The sequence below is a fragment of the Amycolatopsis sp. MJM2582 genome, assembly GCF_000754115.1.
In the GTDB taxonomy this organism is placed as follows: Bacteria; Actinomycetota; Actinomycetes; order Mycobacteriales; family Pseudonocardiaceae; genus Amycolatopsis; species Amycolatopsis japonica.
In genome coordinates this window covers 172,799-188,704 of record NZ_JPLW01000007.1, presented here as the reverse complement: position 1 = coordinate 188,704, position 15,906 = coordinate 172,799, and the positions used below count along the sequence as shown (strand labels likewise).

General features: G+C 69.6%; 14 protein-coding genes. All 14 read right to left on the bottom strand.

Annotation, left to right across the window (positions count from 1 at the left end; all coding sequences use genetic code 11):
- Positions 1-159 precede the first annotated feature (159 nt).
- A complete protein-coding gene (locus ED92_RS35540) occupies positions 160-1,533 on the bottom strand; it encodes an alkaline phosphatase family protein (RefSeq protein ID WP_037346229.1) in 1,374 nt (457 codons plus the stop codon).
- A complete protein-coding gene (eboE, locus tag ED92_RS35535) occupies positions 1,530-2,600 on the bottom strand; it encodes a metabolite traffic protein EboE (protein ID WP_037346226.1) in 1,071 nt (356 codons plus the stop codon). The genes ED92_RS35540 and eboE overlap by 4 nt, the downstream gene beginning before the upstream one ends.
- Positions 2,597-3,460, bottom strand: coding sequence for a TatD family hydrolase (locus ED92_RS35530; RefSeq protein WP_037346221.1), 864 nt, complete (start codon positions 3,458-3,460; stop codon positions 2,597-2,599). The genes eboE and ED92_RS35530 overlap by 4 nt, the downstream gene beginning before the upstream one ends.
- Positions 3,461-3,464: 4 nt before the next feature.
- Positions 3,465-4,877 carry an EboA domain-containing protein gene (locus ED92_RS35525; protein ID WP_037346218.1) on the bottom strand — a complete coding sequence of 471 codons (1,413 nt, stop codon included), beginning with the start codon at positions 4,875-4,877 and terminating at the stop codon, positions 3,465-3,467.
- Complete coding sequence (locus ED92_RS35520; protein WP_037346214.1) at positions 4,874-5,722, bottom strand: SCO3242 family prenyltransferase; 849 nt, start codon at positions 5,720-5,722, stop codon at positions 4,874-4,876. Before ED92_RS35520 ends, ED92_RS35525 begins: the two co-directional genes overlap by 4 nt.
- Positions 5,719-6,876: an inositol-3-phosphate synthase gene (locus tag ED92_RS35515; protein ID WP_037346212.1), complete on the bottom strand. Its 1,158-nt coding sequence runs from the start codon at positions 6,874-6,876 to the stop codon at positions 5,719-5,721. Before ED92_RS35515 ends, ED92_RS35520 begins: the two co-directional genes overlap by 4 nt.
- A 109-nt stretch (positions 6,877-6,985) precedes the next feature.
- Positions 6,986-8,155 carry a Gfo/Idh/MocA family protein gene (locus ED92_RS35510; RefSeq protein ID WP_037346209.1) on the bottom strand — a complete coding sequence of 390 codons (1,170 nt, stop codon included), beginning with the start codon at positions 8,153-8,155 and terminating at the stop codon, positions 6,986-6,988.
- Positions 8,156-8,197: 42 nt separating this feature from the next.
- Positions 8,198-9,250, bottom strand: coding sequence for a substrate-binding domain-containing protein (locus ED92_RS35505; protein ID WP_016331780.1), 1,053 nt, complete (start codon positions 9,248-9,250; stop codon positions 8,198-8,200).
- 22 nt (positions 9,251-9,272) lie between these two features.
- Entirely contained in the window at positions 9,273-10,250 is a 978-nt protein-coding gene (locus tag ED92_RS35500) for an ABC transporter permease (protein WP_235213457.1), read from the bottom strand.
- Positions 10,251-10,285: 35 nt separating this feature from the next.
- Positions 10,286-11,788: a sugar ABC transporter ATP-binding protein gene (locus ED92_RS35495; protein ID WP_037346204.1), complete on the bottom strand. Its 1,503-nt coding sequence runs from the start codon at positions 11,786-11,788 to the stop codon at positions 10,286-10,288.
- Entirely contained in the window at positions 11,785-13,002 is a 1,218-nt protein-coding gene (locus ED92_RS35490) for an ROK family protein (protein ID WP_235213456.1), read from the bottom strand. The genes ED92_RS35495 and ED92_RS35490 overlap by 4 nt, the downstream gene beginning before the upstream one ends.
- Before the next feature lie 341 nt (positions 13,003-13,343).
- Entirely contained in the window at positions 13,344-14,546 is a 1,203-nt protein-coding gene (locus ED92_RS35485) for an ROK family transcriptional regulator (RefSeq protein ID WP_037346199.1), read from the bottom strand.
- A gap of 92 nt (positions 14,547-14,638) precedes the next feature.
- Positions 14,639-15,028: a hypothetical protein gene (locus ED92_RS43505; RefSeq protein WP_235213455.1), complete on the bottom strand. Its 390-nt coding sequence runs from the start codon at positions 15,026-15,028 to the stop codon at positions 14,639-14,641.
- Positions 15,025-15,825 (bottom strand): MFS transporter, encoded by an 801-nt coding sequence (locus ED92_RS35480; protein WP_235213454.1) that lies wholly within the window; start codon positions 15,823-15,825, stop codon positions 15,025-15,027. The genes ED92_RS43505 and ED92_RS35480 overlap by 4 nt, the downstream gene beginning before the upstream one ends.
- Positions 15,826-15,906: the final 81 nt, after the last annotated feature.

Below are 15,906 nucleotides of genomic sequence, written 5' to 3'. Positions count from 1 at the left end.
GGATGTGACGAGCACACCCAATCGTCGTTTCAAAGACATAGCAGTGGCGATCCTTTCGATGAGCGGCGGCGATCAAGGAAGGACTTGCGTTGGTCGTGAGTGGCGTTTCGGGTTCTAACCCGAAACGCCACTCACGACCCACTGGACCGAGGACCTCCTCTACTTCAGTCCCTGCAGCGACAACAGCAGCGGGTGCACGTCGGTGGCCCCCACACGACCGGACGGCTGGAAGGCCGGATCCGAGCACAGCAACACCGGACCGTCCTCTGTGGAATCGGGCAGCCGTCCGTGCGAGCCGCGCACCCAGCGCGGATCGGTCGGGACGACGTCCATCGCGTACCGGAGCCCGGCGAACTTCTTCGCCAGGTTGAGCCCGGCCCGCGCCTTGGCGAACTTGTCCTCCGGGTCGAAGAACAGCTCGGCGGGGTCGTAACCCGGTTTGCGGTGGATCTCGACGCCGCGCGCGAAGTCGGGCTTCCGTGCGTCGTCGAGCCAGTAGTAGTAGGTGAACCACGAGTCCGGCTCGGCGACCGCGACGAGTTCGCCCGCGCGTTCGTGGTCGATCCCGTACTTGGCCTGTGCCTCACGGTCGAGCACCTCGTCGACGCCGGTCAGCTCGCCGACGATCGAACGCACCCGCTCGAGATCGGCGGAGTCGCGGACGTAGACGTGCGCGACCTGGTGGTCGGCGACGGCGAACGCGCGCGACGCCCACGGGTCGAGGTACTCCATGCCCGCCTGGGTGTAGACCTCCAGCAGACCCTCGCGCCGCAGTGCCCGGTTGATGTCGACCGGCCGGTGCACGTTGGTGATCCCGTACTCGCTGAGCGCGACCACGGTCGCCCCGGCGTTGCGGGCGTCGTCGAGCAACGGCGCCAGCGCGTTGTCCAGTTCCCGCGCGGCCTGCCGTGCCTGCGGCGCGTCGGGGCCGAAGCGCTGCAGGTCGTAGTCGAGATGCGGGACGTAGGTCAGCAGCAGATCCGGTCGCTTCTCCCGCAGGATCTGCCGCGACGCGCCGATGACCCACTTGCTCGATTTGAGCGACGCAGTCGGACCCCAGTACTGGAAGAGCGGGAACTCCCCCAGCGCGCCGGTCAGCTGATCGTGCAATTCCGGCGGGCGCACGTAGGCGTCCGGCGATTTGCGGCCGTCGGCGTGGTAGATCGGCCGCGGGGTCACCGTGACGTCGGTGCTCATCCCCATCGCGTACCACCAGCACACGTTCGCCGACGTGTAGCCGGGGTGCGCCGCCCTCGCGGTCTCCCACAGCTTCTCGCCGCCGACGAGCCGGTTGTGCTGGCGCCACAGGAAGATCTCGCCGAGCTCGCGGAAGTACCAGCCGTTGCCGACGATCCCGTGCTGCGCGGGCATGAGCCCGGTGAGGAACGTCGACTGCGCGCTGCAGGTGACCGCGGGCAGCACCGTGCCCAGTTCGGCCTGCCAGCCGTCGCGGGCGACGGCGGACAGTTTCGGCATGTCCCGCAACGCCTTCGGGGTCAGCCCGACGACGTCGATGACGACCAAGGGTTTCACGCGGACGCCCCTTCCTTGACGAGGTTCGCCTGTACCCATTCGAGTTCCGCGGCGATCCCGCCGACGAGGTCGCCCGCGTCCGGGAGCACGCTCCAGGTGTAGGTCTCGACCTCGATATGCGGTTCGCCGGGCAGCCCGGCGGCAACGGTGCGCAGGACGTCGGTCGTGGTGGACAGCGGCGCGGCCGGCGCCTGGTGCAGCGGCATGTGGAAATGCACGCGCCACGGCCCCTCCCCCGGCAGGTCGGTCCACGCCTCGGGCAGGTCGTCGGCCTTGCGCACGACACCACCCGAAAACTCGCGGACCTGGTGCAGGTATCGCGGTTCGGCGAACGCCGCGAGCGCGTCACGGGCTTCGGCGGGATCTTCGACGTGCAACGCGGCGGAAGCCTGCACCTTCACGATGTCCACATCGGACTCGGCGATCGCCTGGAGCGTCTCCGCCGGGTCGGCGAACGACACCGCGAGATGACAGGTGTCCAGGCACAGCCCGACATACTTCGGGTCGACGCGGCCGGACAGCCAGCCCAGCGCGTCGGCCACGGTGTCGAGCACGCAGCCGGGTTCGGGTTCGACGGCCAGTTTGATCGGCCGGTCACCGATCGCGCGGACGACCTCGGCGAAGGCTTCGGTCGCCCGGCGGTCGTCCTGTTCGCCCCACGGTTCACGCCAAGCCAACGGCAGCGTGGATATGCTGCCGTAAGAAGCATCCTCGGCGAGGAGGTCGGAAAGCACGTTCACACAGTCGATCGTGTAGGCGACCCTGTCAGGGTGTGTCCACTCAGGACGGTAGACCGCGTGCTTGACGACGTCATCGTGGAAGCCGCCGTACGGGAAGGCGTTGAGCGTGTACACCGACAGCCCGCGGGCGTCGAGCTCGGCACGGAAACGCTTGCGCGCCTCGGCGTCTTCGGCGAGCCCGCGCGCGACCGGCGCGGAAAGCCACAGCCCGACGCCGAGCCGGTCGGCGCCCAGCCGCTCACGCACCGGGAGCGCGTACCGCTCCAGCTGCGCGACGATGCCGTCGACGTCCTCGGCCGGGTGGACGTTCGTACAGTAGGAGATCATTTGCGGGCACCTCGCAGCACCGAGTTGCCCTCGAACGTCACGGCCTCGCCGGTGAACCCCGGCAGCGGGTCGAGGGTGAGCCTGCCGCTGAGCCCGTAGAAGTCGACCGGGTTCTGCCACAGCACCTTGTCGACGTCGGCCTCGGTGAACCCGCCGTCGAGCATCGCCTGCCCGGTCTTGGCGGTTTTCAGCGGATCGGACCGGCCCCAGTCGGCGGCCGAGTTGACGATCATCTGGTCCAGTCCGTACTGGCGCAGGATCTCGACCATCCGGTGCTCGTCCATCTTGGTGTCCGGGTAGATGGAGAAACCCATCCAGGCGCCGGAATCCTTGACCAGCTTGACGGTGACCTCGTTGAGGTGGTCGACGACCACGCGCTCCGGCGCGACGCCGGCCTCGCGCACGACGTCGAGCGTGCGCTTGGTGCCTTCCAGCTTGTCGCGGTGCGGGGTGTGCACGAGCACCGGAAGGTCGTGTTCCAGCGCCATCGCCAGCTGCTGGGCGAAGACCTCGTCCTCTTCCTTGGTCATCGAGTCGTAACCGACCTCGCCGACCGCGACCACGCCGTCCTTCGCCAGGTACCGCGGGAGCACGTCGAGCACCTCGCGGCAGCGGGGGTCGTTGGCCTCCTTGGGGTTCAGCGCGATCGTGCAGTGGTGCCGGATGCCGAACTGCGCGGCGCGGAACCGTTCCCAGCCGATGAGCGCGTCGAAGTAGTCGGTGTACGAGCCGACGCTGGTACGGGGCTGCCCCAGCCAGAACGCGGGCTCGACCAGCGCGCGGACACCGGCCGCGTACATGGCTTCGTAGTCGTCGGTGGTCCGGGAGGACATGTGGATGTGGGGATCGAAGATACGCACTGGCTCAGTTCTCCTTGAGGAGTTCGAGGGCGTCGGCGGGTACGTCACGTCCGGCCGCCCTGCGTTCGTCGGCGAAATCGGCGAGCATTCTCCGCAGCTCGTCGTCCGCGCGGGAAGTGAGGTCCGCGACGGCGGCCAGCGGCACACCGACGAAGACGCATTTGAGGACGCCGTGGCGCCACGTGTGGTCGTCCAGGAACCGGGCGAAGGCACCCATGGCGGCGGCGACCAGCCTGATGTCGTTGGCGCGCAAGGCGTCCTCGACCAGCTTGATCCCGGCATCGGTGACTTCGGCGCCCGGCGACTCCAGCGCGGAGAGCGCCCGCAGGACCCCGCGCCGCTCGGCGTCGTCGCCGTAGCGGTAGAGATCGCGCAGTTCCGCGGCCAGCGCCGCGTCGTCGAGGACTTCGGCCAGCACCGACACGAGCCGGACCCGTGCCCGGTCGTCGACCGTGCCGTGGACCAGGCCCTGCGGATCGACGTCGGGGCGCAGCGCCTCCCGGCCGACCTCGCGGCCGACGGCCGGGAAGATCGAACCGATCACCGACGGCTTCTCCCGGATCCGGCGTTCCGCCTTGGTCTGCCATGTCTGCGGCATCGCCGCGGTGAGCGCCTCGAAGGCCCGCCGCGCGGTGTCCGGCGCGGCGTGGCTGTGCCGGGGCAGTTCGACCGCGGCCAGCCCGGTGTAGCCGATCTCCGCCAGCGCGGCGAGCGTCCCCGGCAGATCCAGATGCCCGTCGCCGAACTCCAGATGCTCGTGCACCCTCGGCAGCATGTCGTCCAGCTGCACGTTCCACAGCAGTGGGCCGGCGAGGCGGACGCATTCGGCCGCGTTCACCGGCTCGACGGCGACACAGTGCCCGACGTCCAGCGTGACCCCGAAGAGATCCGGTTCGCCGAGTTCCTTGCGCAGGTCCAGGACCTGGCCCAGATGCTGCACGAGGTGGCCGGGCTCGGGTTCCATCGCCAGCCGCACGTTCAGCCGCGCGGCGTGCTCCAGGACCGCCGCGACCCCTTCACGCAACCGCGACCAGGCCAGGTCGTTGTCCACAGTGGACACGCCAGACCAGAACGACACGCAATCCGCACCGAGGTCCCCGGCGATTTGCAAAGCGCGCGCCAGGAAGTCGATCCGCAACGCGGGGTCGTCCGAAAGCAGCGTCGGCGAGTGCTTGCGCCACGGGTCGAGCAGATACCGCGCGCCGGTCTCGATGACGACCCGGTTCAGGCCGAGCGACGAAAGCCGGGAAGCCACGTGGTCGACCTGCCGCGCCAGATCGTCGGCGAACGGGTCGAGGTGATCGTGGTCCAGCGTCAGCGCCACCCCGGTGTACCCGAGGTCGGCGATCACAGCGAGCGCGTCGTCGAGGCGGTGGTTGGAGAAGCCGTTGGTGCCGTATCCGAGCGAGAACGTCATGTGGGGCTCACCTTCCTCGACAGCTTGCGGGCGATCGGCAGCGCGGCCGCGACCAGCGCCGCCCCCAGTACCGAGCCCTTCGCCGTGACCGCCGCCTGCAGCGGGACCATGCCGTGGATGCCGTTCTTGGTCGCCGACCGCACGGATTTCGCCGACGGGTCGCGGACGGCGTCCGCCTGCGCCCGGCCGACCAGGCCCGCGTAGCCCGAACCGGCGGCCATCGAGGCGGCGCGATGCCAGCCCCCACGGGCCGGTCCGGTCAATGCCAACGTTGTCGCCGCGCAGCTGGTGGCCAGCGCCGCCCGGGCGGTCGCCGGGTTCGCCCCGTGGACCTCGCCGGTGGAAAGCGCGGTGACGCCGAGCGTGTGGACGCCCACCGCCGCCGCGGCCGTGGCTGCCTTCTTCGGCGAATCACCGGCACCCAGCAGGACGTCGAGCGTGCGGCACGCCGCCATCGCCACCGGTCCGGCCGGGGTCGGCTTGAGCACGGTGTCGTAGGCCCACACCGACGCCGCGAGCGGGACCGCGACGCGCATCGCCCGGCGTCCGCCACCGAGCGCGGCCAGGCCGAGTCCGGCCGCGGTCAGCGCGGCACCGGTGGTGAGCGCCGCGCCCGCGCTCACCCGCCCGGACGGGATCGGGCGCTCGGGCCGCTCCACGGCGTCGAGCTTCCGGTCCGCCCAGTCGTTGAGGGCCATCCCGGCCCAGTAGAAGGCGACCGAGGACAGCGGCAGCAGCAGCCGTCGTCCGGTCATTCTGAGCCCCGCCGCTGCGGATCCGGCGACCGTGTCGCCGAGCACCGTCAGCGCCGCGGGCGCCCGGACGAGTTCCACATAGGCCTTCACAGGTCGGCCGCCCAGGTGACCAGGCGGGCGGTCTGCTCGGCGAAGCGGTGTTCGTCGCTGCCCAGCGGATCCTTGAAGAAGAAGCCGAGTTCGGTCAGCGCGCCGCTCTGGCCGGCGGCGTGCGCCGCGGTGACGAAGCGGGCCAGATCCAGGATCAGCGGCGCCGCGAGCGCGGAGTCGTAGCCGGTCCAGGTGAACTGCAGGCTCATGCGCGCGCCGAGGAAACCCTCGAACGACACGTGGTCCCACGCGGTCTTGATCTCGCCGAGGTCGGGCACGTTGTCGATGTGCAGCGGCGCGGTGACGTCCTCGCCGAGCAGAGCCGCGAGCCCGCGTGCCTTGGATTCCAGCTTGCTGTTCGCGGTCACCGGGTCGGCGAGGGTCTCACCGTCGCCACCGCCCAGCAGGTTGGTACCCGCCCAGGAGCGGACCTTCAGCGCCCGCGCGCTGAACATCGGCGCGAGGACGGTGCGCAGCAGCGTCTCGCCGGTCTTGCCGTCGCAGCCCGCGTACGGCAGGCCTTCCCGCTCGGCGAGCTTCCGCAGCGCGGGCAGGGTGATCCCCGCGGACGGCGTGAACTCGACGTACGGGCTTCCCGCCTTCAAGGCCGCGTAGGCCGACAGGGAGCTCGACGGGAGCACCGCCCGCGCGGGGTCGGCGAGCGCCGCCTCGAGCGCGTCGAGGTCGTCGTGTTCGGGCAGGTGGGGGCACGGAGCCTCGGTGGAGGACACGTTGACCACCACGACCCGCGCGAGGTCGTGCCGGTCGGCGAAAGACCGGATGTCCGCCGTGAGCCGGGCGGCCGCGTCGGCCTGGGCACCGGTGTGCGTCGCCGGGTGGTAGCCGTCGCGGATCTCGGCGTCCACCTCGGCCAGTCCGGACCGGACCGCGGAGAACACCGAGTGCCCGAAGACACCGGCGTGCGCCAGCTGTTCGGCGCGCTTCTCCAGCGGGGTGTGCACGATGTCGTGCCCGCCGAGGACCAGATCGTCCCAGCCCGGCAACGGAACCCCGGCGAACGCGGGCAGCTCGGTGACACAGCCGCCACCGCCGGCCACCCCCGCACGGAGCGCGAGGAGCCCGACCGCCGCGGTAGTGGCGACAGACCCCCTCGCCCCGATCAACCAGATGCCCGTACGCTCGTGAGCAGGCATTTCTCCACCTTTCAAGAACCCGAGAACCCCAACCTCCGATGGTCGGATGTTTCGGATCGAACCAAGTCGCAGTGATAGCCGTCATGCGACTTTCGGCTGGATCTACTCCTCAGTTACTCCCCTTCACGGTGACTCCGGGCACAGTGGTCCATCGCGCCTCGTCGGACGCGCTGCGCTCGACCGCGTCCAAGACCTGCTGAACCCTCAATCCGTCCTCGAAGGACGGTTCGGGATCCTTGCCTTCGCCGATCGCGGAGAGCAGATCGGCGACCTCGTTGGTGAAGGTGTGCTCGTAGCCGAGCAGATGGCCCGGCGGCCACCACACCCCGACGTACGGGTGCTCGGGTTCGGTGACCAGGATCCGGCGGAACCCGGCCTCGGTGGGCGGCTGGCCACCGTCGAAGAAGGACAGTTCGTTCATCGACTCGAAGTCGAACGCGAGGCTCGCCTTCGACCCGTTGATCTCCAGCCGCATCGCGTTCTTGCGGCCCAGCGCGAACCGGGTCGCCTCGAAACTCGCCACCGCGCCGCCGGTGAACCGGCCGAGGAACAGCGCGGTGTCGTCGACCGTGACCCGCCCGGTGCCGCCGTCGCCGTCCGGCCGCTCCTTGACGAAGGTGTTGGTCAGCGCGGAAACCCCGGTGATCGTGTCGCCGGTGACGAACTGGGCGGCGTCGACGATGTGCGCGCCGAGGTCGCCCAGCGCGCCGGAGCCCGCCTTGTCCTTGTGCAGCCGCCAGGTCATCGGCGCCTGGGCGTCGGACAACCAGTCCTGCAGGTAGACCGACCGCACGTGGCGGATCTCGCCGAGCGCCCCGCTCGCGACCAGTTTCCTGGCGTGCGCGAGCGCGGGCACCCGACGGTAGTTGAACGCCACCATCGACCGGACGCCGTTGGCCCGCGCCTTCGCCGCCGCCTCGGCCATCGCTTCGGCCTCGGCGAGGGTGTTGGCCAGCGGTTTCTCGCACAGCACGTGCTTGCCCGCTTCGAGCGCGGCGATCGCGATCTCGGCGTGGCTGTCGCCCGGTGTGCAGATGTCGACCAGGTCGACGTCGTCGCGGGCGATCAGCGCGCGCCAGTCCGTCTCGACGTCTTCCCAGCCGAACCGTTCCGCCGCGGCCTTCGCCCGCCCCTCGTCACGGCCGCCGAGCACGGCGAGTCGCGGGATCAGCGGTGGCGTGAAGAACCGGTGCACGCTGCGCCACGCGTGCGAATGCACCGCACCCATGAACGCGTGGCCCACCATGCCGATCCCGATCGTTTCCGTTGCCGTGCTCAATACCCCTCCTATGTCTCCGCTTGCGTGTCGGGTACGCGGGTCTTACGAGTCGAAGCCGACGTCCATGTACTTGTCGACGTTCTCCTTGGTGACCACCGCGGAGTACGTGGTGATCTCGGCGGGGATCTCGTGCTCGGCGAAGTCGCCGGCGCCCTTGCCCTGGCCGAGCAGACGGGCGAGCGAGATCGCCGAGGACGCCATCGACGGGCTGTAGAGCACCGTGGCCTTCAGCGGTTCGGCGTCGGACTTGATCAGGTTCATCGCGTTCTTCGACCCCGCGCCGCCGACCATCAGGAAGTTCTTGCGGTTGGCGTTGTTGATCGCCGCGATGACGCCGACGCCCTGGTCGTCGTCGTGGTTCCACAGAGCGTCCAATTTGGACGCCGACTGCAGCAGGTTCGAGGTCTGCTGCTCGCCCGACTCCGGGGTGAACTGCGCCGAGACCCGCGGGCCGACCGTGAAACCCTGGCGGGTCAAGGCGTCCTTGAAGCCCTTGCTGCGTTCCTGGGTCAGCGGCAGCGAGTCGATGCCCGCGACCTCGCCGATGACCGGGTTGGCGATGTTCTTCGCCTTCATCTGCTGGGCGATGTAGTTGCCGGCGTTGACACCCATGCGGTAGTTGTCGCCGCCGATCCAGGTGCGGTACGCCAGCGGGGTGTCGAAGACGCGGTCCAGGTTGATCACCTGGATCCCGGCGTCCATCGCCTGCTGGCCGACCGCGGTCAGCGCCTTGCCGTCGAACGGCAGGATCACCAGGACGTTGACCTTGGCGTTGATCAAGGTCTCCACCTGGGAGATCTGCTGGTTGACGTCGTTGGTGCCCTCGGTCGCGTTGAGCGTGACCTCACTGAACTTCTGCGCCTGCGCGCGGGCGTTCTTGGTGATGGCCGCCATCCAGCCGTGGTCCGCGGCAGGTGCCGAGAAGCCGATGGTGACAGGGGTTCCGGGCTGCGAGTTCGCCCCGGCGTTGGCCACGTTGGCCGCGTTGTTCTGCGCCGGTGCCTCGTTCGAGGTGCACGCGGTCAGCAACGCACCCGCTCCGACGGCCGCGCCTCCCAGCAGGAAACGGCGGCGGTGCAGGGATTGTTCGGTCATGACGACTCTCCATCCACGGTGATCAAGTACTCGTCTTGGTTTTCTTGACGGAGCGGAACTGCAGCAGCGCGGCCAGGACGATGATCACGCCCTTGGCGATGTTCTGGATGTCGGTGTCCAGGTTGTTGAGCGTGAAGATGTTGGACAGCACGGTGAAGATCAGCACGCCGATCAGGGTGCCGATGAGCGAGCCGCGGCCACCGGTGAGCAGGGTGCCGCCGATGACGACCGCCGCGATGGCGTCGAGTTCGTAGAGCATGCCGTTGGTCGAGGCACCCGCGGTGGTGCGGGCGACGACCATCAGCGCGGCGATACCGCAGCACAGCCCGGCGACGCCGTAGACGAGCGCGGTGTGCCGCTTGACGTTGATGCCCGCCAGCCGCGACGCCTCGGCGTTGCCGCCGACGGCGAAGGTGCGGCGGCCGAACGTGGTTCGGTTCAGCACCACCCAGCCGATCGCGAACACCAGCGCGAACATCCAGATCAGCACCGGGATGCCGAGCAGGTCACCCCGGAAGAAGTCCAGGAATCCCGCTTCGGACACCACCTGCGTGCGGCGGCCGCTGATGCGTTCCGCGAGGCCGCGGGCGGAGACGTACATCGCCAGTGTGGCGATGAACGGCACGATCTTCCCGTAGGAGACCAGGATCCCGTTGATCAGCCCGCAGCCGAGGCCGACCAGGAGTCCACAAAGGACCATCACGAACGGGCCGTAGGACTGGGTGGCCAACGTGGTCAGCCAGACACTGGACAGCGCCACGATCGACCCGACCGAGAGGTCGATGCCGCCGGCGATGATCACGAACGTCATCCCGACGCTGACCACCCCGATGGCCGCGGCGAGCCGCAGGATCGTCGAGATGTTGCCGTCGGTGAAGAACTGGTCGGGCCTGGTCACCTGGCCGACGATGCACAGGATCACCAGCACCCCGGTCAGCCCGAGCAGCCGGGGATCGGCGGTGAATTTGAACCCTGTCTTCTTGGGGGGCAAAGGTTCCACGGCGCTCTCCGTACGCACCGATTCGGCTTGGTCGGTCACGCCGCACTCCCTTCGAGAATCACGTCGAGCACTTCCGCCTCTGTCAGCTCCGCGGACGGCTTTTCAGCCAGGACACGTCCTTCACGCAGCACCAGCACCCGGTCGGACAGGCCGAGTACCTCGGGGATCTCGCTGCTGACGAGCACGATCGCGACCCCGGTCGCGGCCAGTTCCTCGATCAGCCGGTACAGCTCCGCCCGCGCGCCGACGTCGACCCCGCGCGTCGGCTCGTCCAGCAGCAGGACCCGGCAGCCGCGGACCAGCCAGCGCGCCAGCACCGCCTTCTGCTGGTTGCCGCCGGACAGCGTGCGGATGATCCGGTGCGGGTCGGCGGGCCGGAGATCGAGACGCCGCAGGCTTTCCCCGGCGTCGTCGAGTTCCCTGCCCCGTTCGGTGAACCCGAACGTCGCGTACTTGCTCAGGCTCGCCAGGGTCACGTTGTGCACGACGGGCAGGTCCAGCAGCAGCCCCTGGCTCTTGCGTTCCTCGGGCGCCAGCCCGATCCCGGCCTTGACCGCCGCGGACACACTGCCCGGCCGGACGGGTTCGCCGTCGACCGACACCGAACCCGTGTCCTGTTTGCGCGCGCCGAAGATCGTCTCCAGCAGCTCGCTGCGGCCCGAACCGACGAGGCCCGCGATCCCCACGACCTCCCCGGCGTGCACGGTGAAGGTCACGTTCTCGAACTCGCCGACGGTGGTCAGGTTCTCCACCTTGAGAACCTCGTTGTCCGGGTCGACGTGTTCCTGGTGGCGCGGGCCGAAGACGGTTTCGACCTTGCGGCCCGCCATCAGCGCGACGAGGTCGGAGGTCGGCGTCTCCTTGGCGTCGAGGCCGGTGGAGACCGTCTTGCCGTCCTTGAGCACGGTGACGCGGTGGCCGATCCGGCGCAGTTCTTCGAGCCGGTGGGAGATGTAGACGATCGCGACACCTTCGGCGGTCAGCTCGCCGACGATGCGGAACAGGTTGTCGACCTCTTCGCCGGCCAGCGCCGCGGTGGGCTCGTCCATCACCAGCAGCTTCGCGTCGTACGCGAGCGCCCGCGCCATCGAGACCAGCTGCTGACCGGCGGCGGACAGCTTGCCGACCTCGGTCGACGGCGCGATCTCGGGATGCCCGAGCCGCGCCATCAGTTTCGCGGCCTTGTTCCGGGACTCGCTGATCCGCGTGAACCCGAACTTCGCCCGTTCGCGGCCGAGGAAGATGTTGTCCGCCACGGAAAGCCCGGGCACCAGGTCGAGTTCCTGGTACATGGTGGCGATGCCGATCTTCAGCGCGGCGACCGGCGAGGGCAGCGTGACCGGCTCGCCCTGCCAGAAGATCTCGCCACCGTCGGGCCGGTGGGCTCCGGCGAGCGTCTTGATCAGCGTGGACTTGCCCGCGCCGTTCTGGCCGAGCAGACAGTGCACCTCGCCGGGTTCGACGTCGAAGTCGACCCCGTCCAGCGCACGCACCCCGGGGAACGTCTTCACGATCCCCCGGACGGATAGCAGGGTCATGCCGGAGCCTCCTCGGCCGTGGTGGGAACTAGCGTCGGATCGGCGAAAAGCCGTTCGGTGGCGAGATGTGCGGCGCCGCGCAGCGGGGCGGTGGTGCCCAGCGGCGACGGCTCGACGCGGCAGGCGGGCTCGTGCCCGAGCGGACGCGCGGACAGTTCGCGGCGCACCGGCTCGACCAGCCACTCACCCAGTTCGGCGAAGTAGCCGCCGAGCACGACGAGGTCCGGATCGAGCACGTCGACCACGGTGGACACCGCGATGCCGAGCGCGACCCCGAGTTCCGAGACGGCCGCGACCGCGCGCTGGTCACCGCGCTGGACGCGGTGCTTGAGCAGCCCGACCCGGCCGTCGACGCCGAGCGCGGGATCGTGCAGCGGGTCGCCCGGCGAGGCGGCGCCGCGCAGGACGGCGTTGAGCCCGGCCTTGGTCTCCAGGCAGCCGACCCGGCCGCAGGGGCACTGCTCGCCCGACAGGTCGACGGTGATGTGCCCGACCTCGCCCGCGAAACCCCTGGCACCGCGCAAAATCGTGCCACCGGACACGAGCCCGCCGCCGACTCCCGTGCCGCCGCTGAGGTAGAAGAGCTCCCGCACGCCTTTCCCGGCTCCGGCGACGGCCTCGCCGACCGCGCCGAGGTTGGCCTCGTTGTCGACCGTGATGGCTTCGACCGGCAGGCCGAGCCGGGCGGCGAGGAGATCGGCGATCTCGGCGTCGCGCCAGCGCAGGGTCGGCGCGAACCGGAGGACGGCGGCTGCCGAATCGACCAGGCCGGGCACCGAAACGGTGACCCCGACCGGCGTGCCATCCAGCAGCACGGCCCTGGCGAGGAAGGCGAGTTCGTCCATGCTCCGGTGCAGCCCGAGCGCGGCGACGTCGGCGGTCTCGGTGCGCTCGGCGACCACGCGGCCGTCGAGGTTCGTGACGACGGCGGCGAACCGGTCGGCCTCGACGCTGAGCGCGAGCCCGCACGCGCTGGCACCGTTCAGCTCGACCAGCTGGCTGGGCCTGCCGTTGCCGCCGCCCTGGAGTCCGGCGGAGCGGACGAGACCGCGTTCGGACAGTTCGGTGATCAACCCGGAGACGGCCGCCTTGGTGAGCCCGCAGCGTGCCGCGAGCTGGGTGCGCGAGAGCGGCCCCTCGCGCAACGCCCGCAGGAGCGCGGCGAGGTTCGCCGTACGGGGGCTGACTGGGTCGAGCCGCCCGGATTCCGTCACCGCCACACAGTCCCCACTTACGAATCGGCCGTAACAAACTTTGTTACTTAGCCAGCGAAAGTAGGGTGGTGCCCGTCACCCGTCAAGGTGACAACAGGACAGAAATGTCGACTAAAGCCCGCCGTCACCCGATTAGCCGTCCCAAACCGCGCATACTTTCGCACTTTTCGAGCGAAAGTCTGTACGATCTTGACGTTACTAATCGGAATCAGGTGAGTGCCCAACGTGCCGCCGGATGCTCACTCGGCGCTCCGGCCCAGATGTCATGAAAGGGCCGTTCAGGACGTAATTTGTCCTGAACGGCCCTTTCATGACATCCGGAACCGCGGCGGCCTGGCTTCTCAGCTACTGAGCGTGAAAGCGCGGTCCGTAGCGGACCACGCAGCCCCGATGACCCCCGCGGTATCCCCCAGCTCGGACAGCACGATCGGCAGGTTCCCGGTCGCGAGCGGCAGCGACCGCCGGTAGACCGAGCTGCGGATCTCGGCGAGCAGCTGATGCCCGAGCTGCGCCACGCCGCCGCCGATCACGACCATGCCGGGGTTCACGAAACTCACCAGCGACGCGACCACCTGGCCGAGCCGCCGCCCGCCGTCGCGGATCAGGTTGACCGCGCCGAAGTCGCCTGACGCGGCCGCGCGGCCGACATCCTGCGCGGTGATCGCGCCGCGGGCCGCGACGACGTCGGCGAGGTACGTCGACCGGCCGCTGCGCGCGAGCGTCAGCCCGTCGCGGGCCAGCGCGGCGCCGCCGAAGTACGCCTCGAGGCAGCCCGTCTCACCGCAGGCGCAGGTCGGCCCGTAGTCGTCGAGGCGGATGTGCCCGATGTCGCCCGCGGTGCCGGCGACGCCGCGGTACACCTTGCCGCCCAGCACGATCCCGCAGCCGATCCCGGTACCGATCTTGACGAACACCAGGTCGTCGATGGAGCGCGCGACCCCGGCGTGCCGCTCCCCGAGCGCCATCGAGTTCACGTCGTTGTCGACCGTCACCGGGCAGCGCAGCAGTCCGCCGAGATGGTCGCGTACGGAGAACCGGTCCCAGCCGGGCATTATCGGCGGCGCGACCGCCATGCCCTCGGCGAAACTCACCGGCCCCGGCAGGCCGATCCCGGCGGCGATCAGTTTGCCCGGCACCTCTTCGCGGATCTTCTCCGCCAGCGCGACGACGCGTTTGAGCACGGCGTGCGGCCCCTGCCGGACGTCGCAGTCCTCGACGGTGTGCACCAGCACCTCGCACGAAGCGTCGGTGAGCGCGACCCCGACCGACGTCGCGCCGACGTCGACCGACAGCACCCGCAGGTCTCCCGCGAGCCGCACCAACGTGGACCGCCTGCCACCGCGGCTCGCCGACGGACCTGCGGTCTCGACAAGGCCGACCTCGGCCAGCCGCGCGACCTCGGCCCCCACCCGGGCACGCGGCAGCTCCAGCCGCTCCCCCAGTTCGACGCGGGACATCGGTCCCTCATCGCGCAACAGGGTGAGCAACTGGGTCTGGTGCCGGGTTTCGACCGTCGGATGCTCCGACGTGGGTGCCGTGCTCATTCACCTGAGCCTACGGCGTTGTCCACCCGCTGTCCCGGATGACACTGGAAACCTTCACGCCCGCCGGACGGGAACAAACCCACCGGCCCGCTTCAGTCCTTTGTGGACATTTCGGCGCGGACGAGGAACCACGACGGGATCAGCACGATCGCCGTGATCACGGCGATCCACCCGTGTGCGCCCGCGACGGCCGCCGCGGACCCGGGAGCGGCGGCGAGCCGCGCGGCGACGACCGCGGTCAGGACCGACGTGCCGAAGGATCCGCCGATGCGTTGCAGCATGGCGAAGAGCGGCATCGCGTGGGAAATTCGCTCTTTGGGCACCGACACCAGTCCGGTGGCGAGCGCCGGGGTCGTGGTCAGCCCGATGCCGCAGCCGCGGACCACCTGGACGGCCGAGAGCCACCAGTAGTCGTCGGATCCGGTGAGCAGCGCGAGCGGCACCGTCCCGATGATCGTGACGATCAGCCCGGCGAAGATCACCCGCGCGCCGAGGAGAACGTCCGGTCGCGGAACAGCCGCAGGTCGAGCAGTGGTGCCGGCGACCTCAGCGCGGTGACCACGAAGACGGCGAGCAGGAGCGCACCGGCGGCCGCCGCGATCGGGGCGGCTTCGGCGAAGCCGTAAACCAGCAAAGGCAATCCGGTCACGGTGAGCGCCAAGCCACGCCAATCCAGCGGACGGGTGTCGGCGGGACCTTCCCTCGGCAACCGTTTCCGGCCCAGCAGCAGGCAGAGCAGCGCGAGCGGCACGTTCACCAGGAACAGCCACGGCACGCCGAACCGCTCGGCGAGCACGCTGCCCGCCAGGGTGCCGAGTACGGGAGCGAGGTAGATCGGGATGCTCAGCACGGCCATCATCCGGCCGAGCCGTTTCGGTCCCGCCATCGTCGCGAACAGGATCTGTCCCGCCGGGACCAGAAGCCCGCCAGCGGCGCCCTGCAGGACATGGAAGACGATCAGCGCCTCGACCGAGGGCGCCGCCGCGCAGAGTGCGGAAAAGACCGCGAACAGGCCGACGCACACCAGCCACACCCGCGTCGTCCCGAACCGACGGCACGCCCAGCCGCTCACCGGCACCATCGCGGCGAGCGCGAGCAGATAGCCCGTCGCGATCCACTGGGTGGTACCGAGCGATGCACGGAATCCGGCCGCGATCGTACCGAGCGCGACGGTGACGACGGTCGACGTGAACATCGACAGGAATCCGCCGATGGTCAGGATCGCGGCCGTCCCCCACAACGCCGGGGCCAACCGCTCCTCGTCGGGACTTCCGATCATCCTACCTGCCCTTCTTATCACTGTTAAGTTCTTAACAGTGATAAGATACTGCCGAGTTGTCAACTTCGATACGGACCGGCG

Coding starts and splice junctions, on each gene's coding strand:
- ED92_RS35515 (WP_037346212.1), bottom strand. CDS start 6,876: ATGCCTGCTCACGAGCGTACGGGCATCTGGTTGATCGGGGCGAGGGGG.
- eboE (WP_037346226.1), bottom strand. CDS start 2,600: ATGATCTCCTACTGTACGAACGTCCACCCGGCCGAGGACGTCGACGGC.
- ED92_RS35485 (WP_037346199.1), bottom strand. CDS start 14,546: ATGAGCACGGCACCCACGTCGGAGCATCCGACGGTCGAAACCCGGCAC.
- ED92_RS35505 (WP_016331780.1), bottom strand. CDS start 9,250: ATGACCGAACAATCCCTGCACCGCCGCCGTTTCCTGCTGGGAGGCGCG.
- ED92_RS35525 (WP_037346218.1), bottom strand. CDS start 4,877: ATGACGTTCTCGCTCGGATACGGCACCAACGGCTTCTCCAACCACCGC.
- ED92_RS35495 (WP_037346204.1), bottom strand. CDS start 11,788: ATGACCCTGCTATCCGTCCGGGGGATCGTGAAGACGTTCCCCGGGGTG.
- ED92_RS35480 (WP_235213454.1), bottom strand. CDS start 15,825: ATGATCGGAAGTCCCGACGAGGAGCGGTTGGCCCCGGCGTTGTGGGGG.